Raw genomic sequence first — 16,530 nt, forward strand, 5'->3', positions numbered from 1 at the left:
CACCGCGTACGGTACGTCATCGTCGGGTCCGAACTGCACGACGGTGCTGCGGAGTGCTGCGCGTGGCCCAGCGGACCAGGGGCAGCCGGCCTCCCACTTTCCGGCACCCGGTAGAAAGGGCCTTGTGAACACGTACTTCGACCCATCGGTGCAGCATGCTCTCGACCTCGTCGGGATCTTCGTCTTCGCCATCTCGGGGGCGCTGTTGGGTGTGCGGAAGAACTTCGACGTATTCGGCATGGCCACTCTCGCCGAGGCCACCGGTCTGGGCGGCGGCCTGTTCCGGGACGTGGTGATCGGTTCCGTGCCTCCGGCGGCCTTCGAGGATCTCGGGTACTTTCTGACGCCGTTGCTTGCCACGGCGCTCGTCTTCTTCCTCCACCCGGTGGTGGAGCGGATCAACTACGCGGTGCTGGTCTTCGACGCGGCGGGCCTCGGCCTGTTCTGCGCCACCGGAACCCTCAAAGCGCATCAGTACGGACTGTCCCTCCCCGCCTCGGTCGCGCTCGGCCTGGCCACGGCGGCGGGCGGCGGCATGCTGCGTGACGTGCTGGCCAACGAAGTGCCCCAACTACTGCGCTGGGACAGGGAGATGTACGCCGTGCCGGCAATCGTCGGCGCTAGCACGGTTGCGCTTCTGCTGCGCACCTCCACCCTGAACGCGGCCACCATGTCCGCCGCCGCCCTGCTCGCCTTCGCGCTGCGCATGCTGTCGCTGCGGTACGGCTGGCGCGCACCCCGAGCCTGGCACCGCACCAGCCGCAGAACCGCGGACACCTCTGCCAGCGGGTGACGCTGACCTTGGCGCTGGAGAGGTGATCGTTACGACCAGAGGAACGCTCAAGGCGCTTGCCTTGGAGCCACGCAAGCCGGCTGAGTAGGTGAGTAGCCAGGAATGGTTCACGGCCGGAATGCCCTCCTTCCAGGAATACCCCCTCCGCCAGCGCTGAAGGCCAGAATGCTGGTCACCAGGTGGGGCTCGTGACAGCGCCGTCTTCCCGGTCGGGTATCTGCTAGTTCGAGGTCGTACCGCCGGATCCCTCTGCGGTCGCGGCGGCGCACGGTCACCGAGGCCCTCAGGCGCTGCACGCCCGGGAGGCAGACGTTCACTACTGGGGCTGTGGCGGCGGTGCTGATCGACTCGCCCATTGCCATGCCGCGGTCTCGGCCACAGTCTCAGGTGCCCTGCGCCATGCCGCCGAACGGGATATTCGGAGCCAAGGGTGGCCGCTCGGCAGCGGACGTGAACGCCGTCGTGGTGGTCCCCGCTGCGGCGCGGGAGGGAAGACGCAGGTCAGGCGGTCATGTCACATCCAGGCGAGCTGTGCCGTCATAAGAGTGCAAGCACCGACAACAACAGAGGAGATCACCGTGAGTGCCCGTTTGGACGCCTTCAGCAGCCCGACCGTGGGCAAGGTCTTCAAGCACATCATCGCGGCAGGCAAGGTGCTCGAGGACTCGACACTGCCGGCCGCGACGCAGGAGCTGGTGAAGCTCCGCGCCAGCCAGATCAATGGGTGCGGCTTCTGCACCGACATGCACAGCAAGGACGCCGCCGCGGCCGGTGAGACCCCGGTACGGCTCAACCTGGTCGCGGCCTGGCGGGAGGCCACGGTCTTCACCGAGGCCGAACGGGCCGCGCTGGAGCTGACGGAGCAGGGCACCCGCATCGCCGATGCGGCCGGAGGTGTCACCGACGAGGCCTGGGCGAACGCCGCCAAGCACTACGACGAGGAACAGCTCGCCACCCTGGTATGCGCGATCGCCCTCATCAACGCCTTCAACCGGGCGAACGTCATCATCCAGCAGCCTGCCGGCGACTACCAGCCCGGCCAGTTCGCATAGCGCGCCTGGGCGCCGGCCACGAGTAGTCCGGCGGTCACGGTGTGCCCGCGGGCCGCGGCCCGTCCGGCGCGGCGGCGTATGCAAGGCGCGCGTGTATGCCCGTCCCCGCGCAGACACGGGTGGGGGCCTGGAAATCACCGCTTCCAGGCCCCCGCCCATGCCACCGATTCAGAAGTCCACCCCCCGACACAATCGATGCCGGTGCACTCCGCCAGGAGACCGACGGACGGACGACACATCCACACTGTGCCGCCACGGCGCAGTCAAGTCGCCGGGTCAGCTACAGCGCTCAGAGCGTGTATGCCGGGTGACCGTCATGTGTCCGTGTCTGACGCTGTGTTGCTGAACGTGGCCCGGCCGGCCCTGCCTCGCAACCGCAAGCCGGCTCCTTCCGTCTGGGTGTGAGACGAAGGGGGCGAAATGTTTGCGTGGCTGTTTCTGTGGCTGGTGTTGGGCATCTGGTTGATTGTCGGGGCGTTCGTCTACGCGGCCTGGAAGCGTCGGCGCCACCCCGCACGGCATCAGCGATGGTGGGTGTTGGGGATGAGTACGGGCATCGTGGGGTATTGCCACACACTCGCCTACGGTTTCGCATTGACGCGACCGGCAGAGATATGCGGGCAGCGGACCCTCGACGATGACTATCCGCTGACCCACGTCCGCGTCGACGCGTTCCCCCCACGCCTGGCGTGCTACTGGACGGATTCGGCGACGTACGGCCCCAGCCACCCCACAGCCGCGGGCACATGGCTGCTGTGGTGTGGCGCGGCCCTCCTCGTGGCAGGCACGGTCGCCTGGGCGATAGCTCTCAACTCGCGTACGCCGCGCTGGGCCAGAGCGGGCACGGTCCTCACGCCGGCGGCCGCCGCCACCATCTGGGCTACCGGAGTCGCCCCGCTCATGAGCCTGTCGACCGTTGATCTCCGGAACGAGTGCTTCCGATGGCAGGTGGCACATCTGCACTCCGCGCCCGCCGGCGAGATCACGAAAACCCAGCGCAGCCTTCTGCCCCCGGCTGTCGACTGCATCTTCACCGATGGCACCACCAGTCTCATCGGCATCGAAACCCTTGGACTATCGTGCTGCCTCACCGTGTTCCTCATCTGCTGTGCCGCGCTCAGGCTGCTGAAAACCTCAACATCCCTGTGAAGCCATGAATCACAGTGAGCGGCCGCGTGCAGCTGGGGCAGATAGAGCTGGAGGAGTTCAGCGCCTTGGGCAGGGCTGCCGTCGCCGCACGCCCAGCCCCGCACAGTGATGCCACGACATCGCACACAGCCGCGAAATCCGCGTGAGCTGTACGCCTTGTCCGCGATCACATCGTCGGGGACGTCAGAGCATGGCATACCACCATCCACCGCCCTATGACCTCTGAAGACGGACCCTAGCCGTTGTTAAGGACCCGACCGGATCGTGCAGATCGCGATGGGTGCGGCGACGAGATCGCAAACTGCACGGTCACCCTTGCCGTGGGTTCACGCGGCAGTTCGTATGGAGGTACTGGGCAGTGCCGTGCGTGAAGTCGTAGATCGCGACCGTCTGAGTGTCTTCCAACGGGTCTGCCGGTGGCATCAGGAAATGGGTCTCGCTCACCGGGAGCAGCTCATATCTGATGCGGTCCGGCTTTTGGAGGAACGCTGCCTGCGTCGGGTCGAGGACCAGGGTCAGGTACAGCTTTCCGTCTTCGGCTGACACCTCGTACCGTGCGCCGGGGCGCCCGTACACGCCTTCGTACCTGGACGGGTCGAGTTTCAACGTCGTGGCGGGTGCGGGCAGTTCCGGGATCGTCACCATGTCGAGGTCGGTCAGGATCTCGTTGAATACCGTGTGAAAGAAGGTCTCCCGCGGTCCGCCGTTGGTCAGCATGACAATGGCGGTATTCGAGTCCGGAAGGAGCCGTAGGCGGGCGTTCTGGCCGATCGTACTGCCGTCGGTCGCGTAGACGGTTTCGCCGTGCCAGTCACCTACGATGAGGCCGAGTGCCCATGCCGGCCCGAACATATACGGATCCGGTACGGGCACCCGCGAACACAGCATTTCTCGAATGCTCTCGGCTGAGACGATTCGCTTTCCATTTGGCGCCGTGCCTTTGTTGAGGAACACGTGCGCCATGGCGAGCACTTCCCGGCAGGTGGAGGTGATGTTTCCGCCGGGGCCGAATGCGCGTGGCAGGTAGCGCATCGGTGTGACGATGGGCCCCTCTTCCAGGGAACGGATCAGGTGCCCGGTCGCGGCCCGGGCTTCGTCCACCTGCTCGTGCCAGCTGTTCGTGCTGGTCAGGCCCATGGGTTCGAAGAGGCGGTGCCGCATGATGTCGTCCCAGTGTGCGCCGTCGTGCACCTCCAGGATCCGCGCGAGAATTGCGTAACCCAGCGCCGCGCTGTAGCCGTGGGTGTGGCCCGGCGGGAAGACCTGGGGTGCGTCGGCGATGTTCTCGACCATGTGCGCGTAGACGTCCTCGTCTTCGCCGGGGTCGCCATAGGCTTCCTCAATACCGTTGGTGTGGTACAGCAAGTGACGAGGGGTGACCTTTGCGCTTGCCCCGGGATCGGCCACCGCGAAGCCGGGCAGATACGTCCGCACCGGCTCGTCGAGGTCGACTTTCCCTTCGTCGACGAGTTGCATGAAGGCCAGTGCGGTCCACGTCTTGGTCATGGAGCCACATTGGTAGACGGTCTCTGTCGTCGTGGGTTCCTGCGTTTCCACGTTCTTGACGCCGACCGCGAGTTCGGTGAGCTCTCCGTCGTGGAGCACGCCGATCGCGGCGCTCGGGATTGCGTACTCCGCCAGGAGTTCGGCGACCCGGGCCTGGATCCGTGGTACGTCGAGTGTCATCGCGGGAGACCGACCGCGTTCGCGGCGTCCGCTTCGAAGTACTCCGTCGTGGCGTAGGCACCGACGTATGCCTCGAAGAAGTCCCGGACACCATCGGTGGAGTCGTGGGTGATGAGGTTCACCGCCTTGGCTCCGTCCTGGCTCGCGACCGCCAGCTTCCACGTGGCGCCTTGGGGGAGTTTGGCGTGTGCCTTCTTCAGCCCGCTCCAGAACTTGCCGTCGTCCGAGACTGTCGACAAAACCATCACGTACATCGTGAGCCCTCTCTTTCCGAATGCGGAAAAGCTACGTTGCGTTTTATATAGCGTCAACGAACTTGGCGCCCAAGTACCCGTTACCTGATGGATCGTTGCAACAGAATTGTGAATGAATGCAACTTCCTCAATCGCGTCGTTGCAATGTACTGTCGCTGAACGCAAGGAGAGGAGTTGCCTCGGTGCCAGGAGGCAGACTGACCTACGAGGACCGCCGACGCATCGCGGCGTGGCTGACCGAAGGGCTGGGGTACGCCGAGATCGGCCGACGGCTCGGCCGGCCGACGTCCACGATCAGTCGCGAGGTCGCACTCAACGGCGCGCACGCGCACTATGTGGCCGACCACGCGCAGCAGGTCTCCGGCCACCGTGCCCGCCGGCGCAAGCCGGCCCGGCCAGCGGAGCCGGCGACCGACGAGCAGCCGTCCGAGGCGGAGCGCGGCTTCGTAGACGAGTTCGCGGCGCTACTGGCCGCGACCGGCCTGCCGCGAATGACCTCCCGGGTGTTCGTGTGCCTGCTCACCGCTGATGCCGACGGCCTGACGGCAGCCGACCTGGTGCGCCGGCTACGCGTCAGTCCTGCGTCAGTGTCCAAGTCCATCGGCTACCTCGAGACGATGGAACTGGTGGTGCGGCAACCGGATCCCGGCGGGCGCCGCGAGCGGTACGTCATCGACGACGACGCCTGGCTCCGGGCATGGCAAGCCGACACCGGCGCACACGCCAACATCGCGACTGCCGCACAGCGGGGCATCGAGATCTTCGGCACCGAGTCGACCGCCGGCGCCCGACTCGGCACGATGGGCCAGTTCTTCGCCCGACTCAGTGAGCAGATGAGCGGCAGCGCCCTCACCGAAACCGCCGTGTACGACGCGCTGACCGTGCTCGCCGCCCTCGTGCACGCCGACCGACCGCTCAGCCTGGGCATACTGGCCACCGCGCTCGACTGGCCCCGGGACCGCGCCCGCGCCGCCTTGGACGCGATCCAACGACAACCAGCCCTCGCCGATCCCCTCGCCCTGAGGTCCATCGGGCCCCAGACGTACACCCTCACCACGAGACCGGACCGCCTCAGCCCGGCACAACGCGAAGCACTCGGCCCGTAAGTCGCGCCAACAACGCCTCGATGCCGGTGAGCGGTAAGGGAGGAGCCGGTGAGCCGGTAGAGCACTGGATCTCGAACCTTCTCGCCGGCCTTCCTGCCGAAGACTTCGTCCGCCAGGCACAGTCCCGTTGGCGGATTGAGCATGATTACCAGGAGAGGAAGGCCGCGCCAGGCCTGGACCCTGGACTTTTTCCCACACCTCCTGGCCACCTGAACAGGCACCTGCCCCACCTGCAACCACCCCCCGCCCCATGGCATACATACGAACCGTTTGAAGACGGACCCTGGTGCTGTGACCGGGAACGTTCGTTGGGTTGGTCGGGTTGGGTTGGTCGGGCTGGGACCGGTGCTTGGGCCGAGGTTCACGTTTCGAGGTCGGCGAGGAAGCCTTCCAGCCGCGCCGCAACCTCGGCGGGGGCCTCCAGCGGCAGCAGGTGCCCACAGCCGGGCAGGACGTCCAGGACTGCCTGGGGCAGGTGGGGCAACAGGTGGTCGCGCAGCATGCCGGCCGGCTCGACCCGGTCGTGCTCACCGGCCAGCGCCAGGACGGGAACCTCGACCCGCCGGGCGGCGGCGGTGATGTCCGCGGCGATGCCGTACAGCGGCCACTCCCGGCGTGCCGGATCCTCGGCAGCAAGGCTGTCGCGCACCGCCGCGGCCCGGGCGGAGCCGTCGAGGGGGACGGCGGTCAGCACCTGATCGAGCGACTGCTCGACGGCCTGTGGCGAGTCGTAGGCGTGTGACAGGAACTCCCGATACTCGGCAGTGACGTGCGCCGGGGGCTGCGGTGGGGCCGGGGCCAGCAGCACCAGACCCGCCAGCCCCTGCGGCCGCCGGGAAGCGGCGAGTTGAGCAACCTTGCCGCCCATGGAGTGGCCGACCAGGACGTAACGCTCCAGGCCGGCACCGCGCACCACGTCGAGGAGGTCTTCGGCGAGCCGGTCGAGGTGGTACGGCCCGGACAACGAGCGGGAGGCACCCCACCCGCGCTGGTCGAAGCGGACGGTCGCGCGGTCGGCCGGCAGCCGGTCCACGACCGCCTCCCAGGTTGCCGCCGATCCGCCCCAGTAGTGCACCAGGACAAGGGCCGACCCACGCTGCCCCCGTTGGTGCAGGCGGATCTGCCCTCCCGCGACGGGGACGGCGCCGGTGTAGATTGTGGTTTTGGTCATCTCGGTACTCTCCGTGGATCGAACGCCAGACGTCGCCGCACGGCTTCACAGGTGTCAGAAGACGTGCCGACAAGGGATTTCTGCCGTCGACGCTACGGGCGGCGAGCAGCCGGGGCACGGTGGAAAAGAGCACGGTTCTTGTGGATAGCGGTCAACTGCCCGTCGCGATACGGCAGCTGCGGTACGCCCCGGCTCCCGGCGCGGACCTCGGCGTGGAGGTGCTCGGCTTCGAGCGGCTGCGGCAGATGGACCCCGAGCGCCGCCGGACCCGGCCGCAGCGCCCCGACTTCCACGTCCTTGCCCTGGTCCGGTCCGGGGAGGGTCGGCACGAGGCAGATTTCGCCGACCACCTCCTGCGGCCGGGCAGCGTGGTGTGGATCCGGCCCGGCACGGTGCACCGATGGACCGACGCCGACCACGTCGACGGGCCCCTGATCCTGTTTGAACCGGGCTTCCTGCCCGCACCGGGCCCCGCCGCCCACGCCGCGGCGGACTCCTTCGCGTCCAGCACGTGGCGGCTGGCTGGCCAAGCCCGGGAACTGGCCCTCCTTGCCGCGGACCATCTCACCGCCGAGTACGCTGCCGCCCTCCTCGAACCGGCCGCCTCGCCGCCGCTGCTGGCCCACCTGCTCGCGGCCCTGGTACTGCGGGCACTTCCTGCCGAACCGGCCCCTGCCCCCGTCGGCCAGGGCCGCGACCACGAGGCCTTCCACCGCTACCGCGCGGCGGTGGAACGGGACTTCGCCCGCCACCACCATGTCGACCACTACGCGCAGACCCTCGGCTATGACCGGCGCACCCTCACCCGCGCCACCCGCGCCACCACCGGCCTGGGCGCCAAGCAGTTCCTCGACCGGCGCATCCTGCTGGAGGCCCAGCGGCTGCTCGCCCACACCGACCTGCCCGCTGCCCGCTGCGCCGAGCACGTCGGCTTCACCGACGCCGCGAACTTCACTGCCTTCTTCCAGCGTCAAACCGGCCTGCCGCCCAGCCGCTGGCGCAGCACCCACAGCGACCGCTGATCCCGGCCAGGGCGTGGCCGTTGCGGATCCGAACCGGATCCGCACCAGCGAGCGTTCATCCGACTCGCTTCTGTGGACGACCGCCAGTCCGCCCAGACCTCCGAGAACGATGGCCAGCGGCATAGCCACACATCGCATCGAACGCGATGCGCAAACCGCCGCCGACTCGCACCCGACACACGTCGCCCGTTCACATCCCATGCAATCGGAGGCGCTGGCACATCCGCGTCAGATCGTGCGCCAAGCCTCCTCCCTCCGGAAAGCCACCCCGGGTAGGTCTCGGGCCTGACCTGCCATGTCGGTCACATATCGGGGGCTGTCGGGTGCATGTCGGCGGCTTGTCAACGGGGTCCGGCACCTTTCCAGAGAACCTGCCGGGTGCCCGCCCGGCATGCGTGCGACACACAAGGAATCACCATGACCACTGACGTCACCATCATCGGCGCTGGGCTCGGAGGACTGACCCTGGCCCGCGTCCTGCACGTCCACGGCATCCCGGCCACGGTCTACGAGGCGGAGGCCTCACCGACGGCGCGGGCGCAGGGCGGGATGCTCGACATCCACGACTACAACGGCCAACCGGCCCTTGAGGCGGCAGGCCTGCTCGACGAGTTCCGTAGCCTCATCCTGGAGGGCCGCCAGGCGATACGGATCCTCGACCGGGACGGGACCGTCCTGTTCGACCAACCCGACGACGGTACGGGCGGACGCCCCGAGGTGCAGCGCGGCGAGCTGCGACAGATCCTGCTCGACTCGCTCCCGGCCGGCACCGTCCGGTGGGGCCACAAGGTCAGCAGCACCCGTACCCTCGGCGAGGGCCGCCACGAGGTGACGTTCGCCGACGGCGGCACCGTCGTCACCAGCCTGCTGGTCGGCGCGGACGGCGCGTGGTCACGGGTCCGGCCGCTGCTCTCCACCGCCACCCCCGAGTACACGGGCCGGTCGATCGTCGAGACCTACCTGTTCGACGGCGACGCCCGCCACCCCGCCGCCGCGAAAGCGGTCCGCGGCGGGTCGCTGTTCGCGCTCGCGCCGGGAAAGGGCATACAGGCTCACCGGGAGAGGGGCGGCACCCTGCACACCTATGTGGCGCTCACCGAGCCGCGGGACTGGTTCGCCGCCATCGATTTCACCGATGCCTGCGCGGCCACCGCGCGGATCACGCAGGAATTCGACGGCTGGGCACCGGAACTCACCGCGCTGATCACCGACAGCGACACCAGGCCGGTCCTGCGCCACCTCTACGCCCTGCCCATCGGGCACCGGTGGGACCGGGTGCCGGGCGTGACCCTGCTCGGCGACGCCGCCCACCTCGCAGCCCCGAACGGCGAAGGCGCCAACCTGGCCATGTACGACGGCGCCGAACTCGGCAAGGCTCTTGCCGCGCACCCCGACGACATCGAAGCCGCCCTCACCGAGTACGAGCAGGCCATGTTCCCCCGCGGCACCGAAGCCGCCACCGAAGGCACCCAACTCCACGAGCTCCTCTTCGGCGACGACACACCTCACGGCCTGATCAGCGCGTTCATCGATGACGAGCAGACCCCATGAGCCGCTGGGGTGCGTATCGACTCATGATCAACCCGCGGGGTTCTCCCTCGTAACAAACGCTGATCACGCACCCAACGGGAAGTCGCACTGGATGCGCATGCCGGTCAGCCAGTGGGCAGGCCGATCTGGTCGCGTTCGAGCACGGAGCGCAGCTCCGAGAGGATCTGTACGGCGGTCAGTCCTGAGGGACCGCCGAGGACGTCTGCGGTCAGCTCGGCCAGCGTTTCGGTTCTGCTCGAGCGGCCGTCGCCAGGCGGCGTCCCGACGGCGGTGCCGCCCGTGCGGAGGCACCGGTGCAGTCGACGCGTCTCCCCGCTCAACGTGTGCCGACCGTGTGTGTTCAGCAGGCGTCACCTGGTGACGCCTGCCTGTGTGGCGATCGGTGGCCTGACCTGGGGGCACCCGCGCTTCTTGGTGTCAGCCCTGCTGGGCCGCCCGCTCGTACACCTTCTTGGCCGTGGCTCCCAGCACTTCTCCCTGCATCTCGGTCGGTGTCAAGGAGTCCAGTGAACTGTTGACCGACACCAGGACGCCCTTGCCGGTGGTGGCGTTGAAGTCGGCCAGCCACGGGCCGCCGCTGGAGCCGCCGCTCATGTCGCAGGGGATGGCCTGCAAGCCCCTCTTCTTCTTCGCCGTACCGACGCAGCGGAGGAGTTCCTCGCCGAGCTGCGGGCGGGTGGCGGAGTAGCCGAAGGCGGAAACGGTGCCGCCAACGGGGCGGTTGAAGGCGATGTCCTGGCCGTCCACGACGTCGGTGAGCTTGCGGCCGCTCTTGTCGGTGTCGACGACCAGCGTGGACAGGTCGTCGGCGGAGTCATTCTCCCAGCTGCGCGGGGTCACGGCGGTGCGGACCGCGAACGCGCCGTAGGGCATCTCGCCCTTGCTGTAGCCAGGTACGAACACCATCAAGATGTTGGTGTTGTCGGGAGAGGATCCCCTGCGCACGCAGTGTGCCGCGGTCATCACGGCGGAGCGGTTGGCGCTCTTGACAGCAGTGGCCGTGCACCAGGTATCGGCGCCGTTCGCGTTGACGAAGAAGAGCCGCCCCACCGTCTTCATGGCGGTGCCCTGCCACGGCTTGGCCTTCGGTCCGGTCGGACCGAGGTCCACGGACTTCCCGACGGCCTTCCTACGGGCGGGCGTCCAGTAGGCGAGGGCTTCCTGGCGCTCCTTGGCGGTGTACGTGATGACGGAGACCGGGTCGGCCGAGGCGGCGCGGGTCTGGCCGGCGACGGCCGTCGCCGGGATCGAGGCAGCGAGGACGAGGGCCGTACCGACCACGGCGAGCCCCATGGCCCGGCTACGAAGACGCCGGATCAGGGAAGTGGATGCCTCTGACATAGCGGATGTCTCCTCGAATGGTGCAAGCAGCGGAACTACGGGCTGTCAGCTGCTCTACAAGAGAGGGGAATTCGCCGATTCGGTTGCGTTCTCGATGATTTGTGACACGAGAGCGTGAATACACGACGTGCGGTGCGATCAGGGTCCGGGGCGGCCACGAGATCAGCCGACATCGGGGGGGTTCCGACTCGACGACCCCGCCCTCACGGACGGTGGACCGACCCATGGGGTGACCCCATGACGAGGCACGTCCGGCGGCTGGAGCTTCCTCGGCATCCGCACCGGCTGTTTGCTGCCACTGCCCCGACACAGACCCCCACCCTCCCGACGCAACGCAAGCAACCCCCACCGTCCTGAGCGGAACGACGAGACGAAGTGCGTCCGGCATCTCTCCGGGCTAGCTCGGCGGTGTGGCGGGCTGGGTCCATTTCGGGGTCCAAATGCCGCTGTCGGGACGGCCGGAGTATGCAGAGGTGAGGTGGTCACGCAGGGCGATGAGGGCGGGGTGTGGGTTGTCGGTGCGCCAGATCAGTGAGTGCGGGTAGACCGGGGTCGGGTCGTGCAGGGGGATCCGTCGCAGGTCGTGGCCGGCGGGCCAGACCAGTGGGGTCTGCTCGCTGACGAAGGTCGCAAGCGTCGAGGAGTTGGCGATCGTGTCGAGGAGGGGCTCGATGCCGAAGTTGGGGCCGACCGAGTCGATGGTGAGACCGAACGTGGCGGCGAGTTCGTCATAGTAGGCGGCCCACTCGGTGCCGGGCATGTTGCCGGGCATCCAGATCCGGCGCCCGGCGAGCTGGGCGGGAGCGATCGCGGGGGCGGCGGCGAACTCGTGAGCCGGTCCGGTGAACAGGTGCAGCGGTTCGTCGAAGACCGGGGTGGCCTCGATGCCGTCAGGGAGCTGCCGACCCGGCATGGTCACGGCGCGGAAGGTCGCGTCGATCGTCCCGGACCGGACGGCGGCGATGGCCGTGTCGGAGTCGAACAGGGTGACGACATCGAGGTCGGTCTCGGGATATGCGCGGTGGAAGCCACGCAGCAGACCGGCCAGTGAGAGCCGGCGGCCGATCACGTCGATGCGCAGTGCCCGCCGCCCTGGCCGCACGGAAGCGGCTGCCCGTTCCTCGGCCTGGAGGAGAGCCCGGGCGTAAGGCAGGAACGCCTGCCCGTCGATCGTCAGCCGGGCTCCGCGGGCCGTACGGCTGAACAGCTGCACACCGAGGTCCTTCTCCAGCACGGCGATGCGCTTGGAGACGGCCTGTGGGGTGATCGACAAGTTGGCGGCGGCTTCTTGGAACTGCCCCGCGTCCACGGCGGCGACGAAGGTGCGTACGGCGATGAGGTCCACGCTGAACATCCTAGGTGGACAACCAATCGTTGAGTCTGGTCGGTGAAATAGTTGTTTGATTCCGGTGCGCCACGCTCGCTTTGATGTCTCTGGTCAACATGTGGTTTCGCAAGCAGTACGGCAGGAGGCGGCGTGCAGGCCCGGCAGTCGGGTGGCTTCCGGCCGGGTGGTGACTTCCGGGCCTGGGCTCGGCGGGCGCTTCAAGGGCTCGGGCTGATCGCGTTCACGGGCGGTGCGCCCCATTGGCCGGCCCAGTAACCGCCCTGTCGGCGTGACCGCATCGCGACAGGTCGAACCGTCCAGCCATCTGCCGATGCTGAGACGGTCGGCCACCGACAACGCCTCATCGCGTCTCTGGCCGGGATGAGGCTTCCTACTCACCCCGGAGGCGACCCACACGTGCCGGATTCCTTCGTTCACCTGCACAATCACACCGAATACTCGATGCTGGACGGCGCGCAGAAGCTGAAGCCGATGTTCGCCGAGGTGGCCCGGCAGGAGATGCCCGCCATCGCCATGAGCGATCACGGCAACATGTTCGGGGCCTACGAGTTCGCGCAGGTCGCGAAGGGCTTTGAGGGGATCAGGCCGATCATCGGCATCGAGGCGTACGTGGCTCCTTCCTCTCGGTTCGTCCGCAAGCAGGAGTTCTGGGGGCCGGGAGGCCGTCGCGCCATGGGCGCGGACGGTGAGGGTTCGAAGGATGTCTCCGGTGGCGGCCGCTTCACTCACATGACCATGTGGGCGCGGAACAGCCAGGGCCTGCGGAACCTGTTCTGGCTCAGCACGCAGGCCAGTTATGAGGGTCAGTTCCCTGCCGGAAAGCCGCGCATGGACCGGGAGTTGATCGCCGAGCGGCCGGACGGCGTCATCGCCACCACCGGCTGCCCCTCCGGCGAGATCCAGACCCGCCTGCGGCTGAACCAGTATGACGAGGCGAAGGCTGCTGCCGCGGCCTACCAGGAGATCTTCGGCCGCGAGAACTACTTCCTGGAGCTGATGGACCACGGCCTGGACATCGAACGTGCGGTCCGTGCGGGCCTGTTGCGCCTGGCCGAGGAACTGAACATCCCCCTCCTGGCCACCAATGACGCGCACTACGTCACCGAGGACCAGGCCGACGCCCACGACAGCCTGCTGTGCATCGGCGTCGGCAAGAACAAGGAGGATCCGGGGCGCTTCCGGTTCAACGGCTCCGGCTACTACCTCAAGAGCGCCGCCGCGATGCGCAGCCTGTTCTCGGAGCTTCCGGAAGCCTGCGACAACACCCTGCTGATCGCCGAGCGCATCGAGTCCTACGACGAGGTCTTCGACTACGTCGACGAGATGCCGCAGTTCCCGGACGTGCCCGACGGCGAATCGCAGGAGTCGTGGCTGCGCAAGGAAGTCCTCACGGGTCTGGCGATGCGCTACGGGAACCCGCTCCCCCGGCACATCGTGGACCGCTTCGAGACCGAGATGTCGGTCATCGGCCCGATGGGCTTCAGCTCCTACTTCCTCGTCGTGGCGGACATCTGCCGCCATGCCCGGGAGAACAAGATCCCGCTCGGTCCGGGGCGGGGCTCGGCCACCGGCTCGATCGTCGCCTACGCCACCCGCATCACCGAGTTGTGCCCCCTGGAGCACGGCCTGCTGTTCGAACGGTTCCTGAATCCCGAGCGCATCAACCCGCCGGATGTGGACCTCGACTTCGACGACCGTCAGCGCGACCGGATGGTCCGCTACGTCACCGAGAAGTACGGCGAGGAGTACACCGCCATGGTGAACACGTTCGGCAAGATCAAGGCCAAGAACGCGATCAAGGACTCCTCACGCATCCTCGGCTACCCCTATGCCCACGGCGAGCGGATCACCAAGGCGCTCCCGCCGGACCAGAACGGCAAGTCCGCCCCGCTGGCCGCCGTTTTCGACCCCTCTCACGAGCGATACGCAGAGGCCGGCGAGATCCGGCAGATGTATGGCAACGAGCAGGATGTGAAGCGGGTGATGGATACCGCCCGCGGGGTGGAGGGGCTCACCCGCGGCACCGGCGTGCACGCCGCGGCGGTGATCCTTTCCAAGACGAAACTCACCAACCGCATCCCACTGCACATGCGTGCCTCGGACGGCGTGAAGATCACCGGCTTCGACTACCCGTCCTGCGAAGACATGGGTCTGATCAAGATGGACTTCCTGGGGCTGCGGAACCTGGGTGTCATCGACCAGGCCATCGAGAACATCCGTGAGAACCGGGGCATCAGCCTGGCCACCGTGGATCCCCTGGACGGCGACCCGTCCACCGTCGTGATCCCTCTGGACGACGCCAAGACCTACCGGCTGCTGGCCGAGGGCAACACGTTCGGCGTCTTCCAGCTCGACGGAGGCGGCATGCGCGTGCTGCTGAAGCAGATGGAGCCCACCCGGTTCGAGGACATCGCCGCGGTCAACGCCCTCTACCGGCCCGGCCCCATGGCGGCCAACGCACACACCAACTACGCGCACCGCAAGACCGGCCGCCAGGAGATCACCCCGATCCACCCCGAGCTGCGCGACGCCCTGGAGCCGATCCTCGGCAACACCTTCCATCTGCTCGTCTACCAGGAGCAGATCATGGCCATCGCCCGGGAACTGGCCGGATACACCCTCGGCGGCGCCGACCTGCTGCGCCGTGCGATGGGCAAGAAGAAACCGGAGGTGCTGGCGGCGGAGTGGGACAAGTTCCACGACGGCATGCGGGACAATGGGTACCGCGAGGAAGCCATCAAGTCCCTGTGGGACGTCATGCTCCCGTTCTCCGGCTACGCGTTCAACAAGTCCCACACCGCCGGCTACGGCCTCGTCTCGTACTGGACCGCCTACCTCAAGGCCAACCACCCGGCCGAGTACATGGCCGCCCTGCTCACCTCGGTCGGCGACGACAAGGACAAGGCGGCGATCTACCTCGCCGACGCCCGCAAGAACGGCGTCCGGGTCCTCCAGCCCGATGTGAACGAGTCCGTCGCCGAGTTCACCGCCGCCGGTGACGACGTACGGTTCGGGCTGCGGTCCGTACGCAACGTCGGCGACAACGTCATCGAGGCCGTCGTCGATGCCCGCCGCCGGAAAGGGAAGTTCACTTCCTTCTCCGACTTCCTCGACAAGGCCGATCTGCCCGCCCTGAACAAACGAGCTGTGGAGTCCCTGATCAAGGCCGGCACCTTCGACTCCCTGGACCATTCCCGCAAGGGCCTCACCGCCGTCCACGAGGACGCCATCGACGCGATCATCCCCGTGAAGAAAGCCGCAAGCTGCGGACAAGACGATCTCTTCGCCGACCTGGGCGGCGAAGGAAGCGGCGAACCGGCCTTCGGCCTCGACTTCCCCATCGACGACACGGAGTGGCCTCGCAGACAGCTCCTGGCGACCGAACGGGACATGCTCGGCCTCTACGTCTCCGCCCACCCGCTGGACGGCGCCGAGCACATCCTCTCCGGCGCACGGGACTGCTCCATCGCCGAACTGCTCGCCTCCGGCCGCACCACCGGGGATGTGCAGCTCTCCGGACTGATCACCGGCATCCAGCTCAAGATGACCAAACAGGGCAACGCCTGGGCCATCGTGCACCTCGCGGACCGTGATGCCGGCATCGAGGTCCTCTTCTTCCCCGCCGCCTACCAGCTCGTGCAGCACGCGCTCGCCGAAGACAACGTCATCTCCGTCAAGGGCAAGATCGAAGACCGGGACGGCACCGTGAACGTCTTCGGCAGAGAACTCGCGGTACTGGACGTGTCCTCCGCCGAGCACGGTGGGAAATCCCCCGTACGGCTTGCCCTCCCCGCCCACCGGATCACCCAACAGTCCGTCAGAGAACTCAAGCGCATCCTTGCGGACCACCCGGGCGACAGCCCAGTCCACCTCGGCGTCCGCAGCGCACGCACCACGACCGTGTACGCCCTGCAAGCAAGGGTGGACGCCACCACCATCGCGTCCGACGTGAAGGGCGCGTTCGGAGCTGACGCGTGGGCGGGCCCGGCATGATGCCTGAGCCGGCGAGATTGCCGCTGCCGAACTGCGGCCGTTTCCCCGGGGCGACGCCGCCTTG

The 16,530-nt window shown here is 67.7% G+C and carries 13 protein-coding genes; 7 read left to right on the forward strand and 6 right to left on the reverse strand.

Annotated elements, in window-relative coordinates:
* Positions 1-124 precede the first annotated feature (124 nt).
* The 3 genes from M8I34_RS27175 to M8I34_RS27185 all read left to right on the forward strand — a co-directional run bounded on the left by M8I34_RS27175 (position 125) and on the right by M8I34_RS27185 (position 2,994).
* A complete protein-coding gene (locus tag M8I34_RS27175; protein WP_250053539.1) occupies positions 125-793 on the forward strand; it encodes a trimeric intracellular cation channel family protein in 669 nt (222 codons plus the stop codon).
* Positions 794-1,371: 578 nt separating this feature from the next.
* Entirely contained in the window at positions 1,372-1,845 is a 474-nt protein-coding gene (locus tag M8I34_RS27180) for a carboxymuconolactone decarboxylase family protein (protein WP_250053541.1), read from the forward strand.
* Between the two features lie 420 nt (positions 1,846-2,265).
* Entirely contained in the window at positions 2,266-2,994 is a 729-nt protein-coding gene (locus M8I34_RS27185) for a hypothetical protein (RefSeq protein WP_250053543.1), read from the forward strand.
* A gap of 309 nt (positions 2,995-3,303) precedes the next feature.
* Here the strand turns inward: M8I34_RS27185 and M8I34_RS27190 are convergent, their stop codons facing one another.
* On the reverse strand, positions 3,304-4,680 hold the full coding sequence (locus tag M8I34_RS27190; protein WP_250053545.1) for a serine hydrolase: 1,377 nt from the start codon (positions 4,678-4,680) through the stop codon (positions 3,304-3,306).
* The gene (locus tag M8I34_RS27195; RefSeq protein ID WP_250053547.1) at positions 4,677-4,925 is read right to left on the reverse strand and encodes a hypothetical protein; all 249 of its coding nucleotides are present in this window, start codon (positions 4,923-4,925) and stop codon (positions 4,677-4,679) included. The genes M8I34_RS27190 and M8I34_RS27195 overlap by 4 nt, the downstream gene beginning before the upstream one ends.
* Before the next feature lie 191 nt (positions 4,926-5,116).
* Here M8I34_RS27195 and M8I34_RS27200 point away from each other — a divergent pair, with 191 nt between their 5' ends.
* Positions 5,117-6,040 (forward strand): helix-turn-helix domain-containing protein, encoded by a 924-nt coding sequence (locus tag M8I34_RS27200; protein WP_374210995.1) that lies wholly within the window; start codon positions 5,117-5,119, stop codon positions 6,038-6,040.
* Positions 6,041-6,401: 361 nt separating this feature from the next.
* Here the strand turns inward: M8I34_RS27200 and M8I34_RS27205 are convergent, their stop codons facing one another.
* The gene (locus M8I34_RS27205) at positions 6,402-7,211 is read right to left on the reverse strand and encodes an alpha/beta fold hydrolase (RefSeq protein ID WP_250053549.1); all 810 of its coding nucleotides are present in this window, start codon (positions 7,209-7,211) and stop codon (positions 6,402-6,404) included.
* A gap of 140 nt (positions 7,212-7,351) precedes the next feature.
* On the opposite strand from M8I34_RS27205, the gene M8I34_RS27210 reads away from it, so the two are divergent.
* Both M8I34_RS27210 and M8I34_RS27215 read left to right on the forward strand, forming a co-directional pair.
* Positions 7,352-8,233 carry an AraC family transcriptional regulator gene (locus M8I34_RS27210; RefSeq protein ID WP_250053551.1) on the forward strand — a complete coding sequence of 294 codons (882 nt, stop codon included), beginning with the start codon at positions 7,352-7,354 and terminating at the stop codon, positions 8,231-8,233.
* Between the two features lie 417 nt (positions 8,234-8,650).
* A complete protein-coding gene (locus tag M8I34_RS27215) occupies positions 8,651-9,784 on the forward strand; it encodes an NAD(P)/FAD-dependent oxidoreductase (protein WP_250053552.1) in 1,134 nt (377 codons plus the stop codon).
* Between the two features lie 104 nt (positions 9,785-9,888).
* On the opposite strand, the gene M8I34_RS27220 is transcribed toward M8I34_RS27215, so the two are convergent.
* The 3 genes from M8I34_RS27220 to M8I34_RS27230 all read right to left on the reverse strand — a co-directional run bounded on the left by M8I34_RS27220 (position 9,889) and on the right by M8I34_RS27230 (position 12,470).
* Entirely contained in the window at positions 9,889-10,104 is a 216-nt protein-coding gene (locus M8I34_RS27220; protein ID WP_250053554.1) for a hypothetical protein, read from the reverse strand.
* A gap of 97 nt (positions 10,105-10,201) precedes the next feature.
* On the reverse strand, positions 10,202-11,125 hold the full coding sequence (locus M8I34_RS27225) for a serine protease (RefSeq protein ID WP_250053556.1): 924 nt from the start codon (positions 11,123-11,125) through the stop codon (positions 10,202-10,204).
* A 397-nt stretch (positions 11,126-11,522) separates the two neighbouring features.
* Positions 11,523-12,470: a LysR family transcriptional regulator gene (locus M8I34_RS27230; protein WP_250053558.1), complete on the reverse strand. Its 948-nt coding sequence runs from the start codon at positions 12,468-12,470 to the stop codon at positions 11,523-11,525.
* Positions 12,471-12,869: 399 nt separating this feature from the next.
* Here M8I34_RS27230 and dnaE point away from each other — a divergent pair, with 399 nt between their 5' ends.
* Positions 12,870-16,466 (forward strand): DNA polymerase III subunit alpha, encoded by a 3,597-nt coding sequence (gene dnaE / locus M8I34_RS27235; protein WP_250053567.1) that lies wholly within the window; start codon positions 12,870-12,872, stop codon positions 16,464-16,466.
* Positions 16,467-16,530 lie beyond the last annotated feature (64 nt).

The sequence above is a fragment of the Streptomyces sp. MCA2 genome (genome assembly GCF_023544705.1).
GTDB classification, from domain to species: Bacteria; Actinomycetota; Actinomycetes; order Streptomycetales; family Streptomycetaceae; genus Streptomyces; species Streptomyces decoyicus.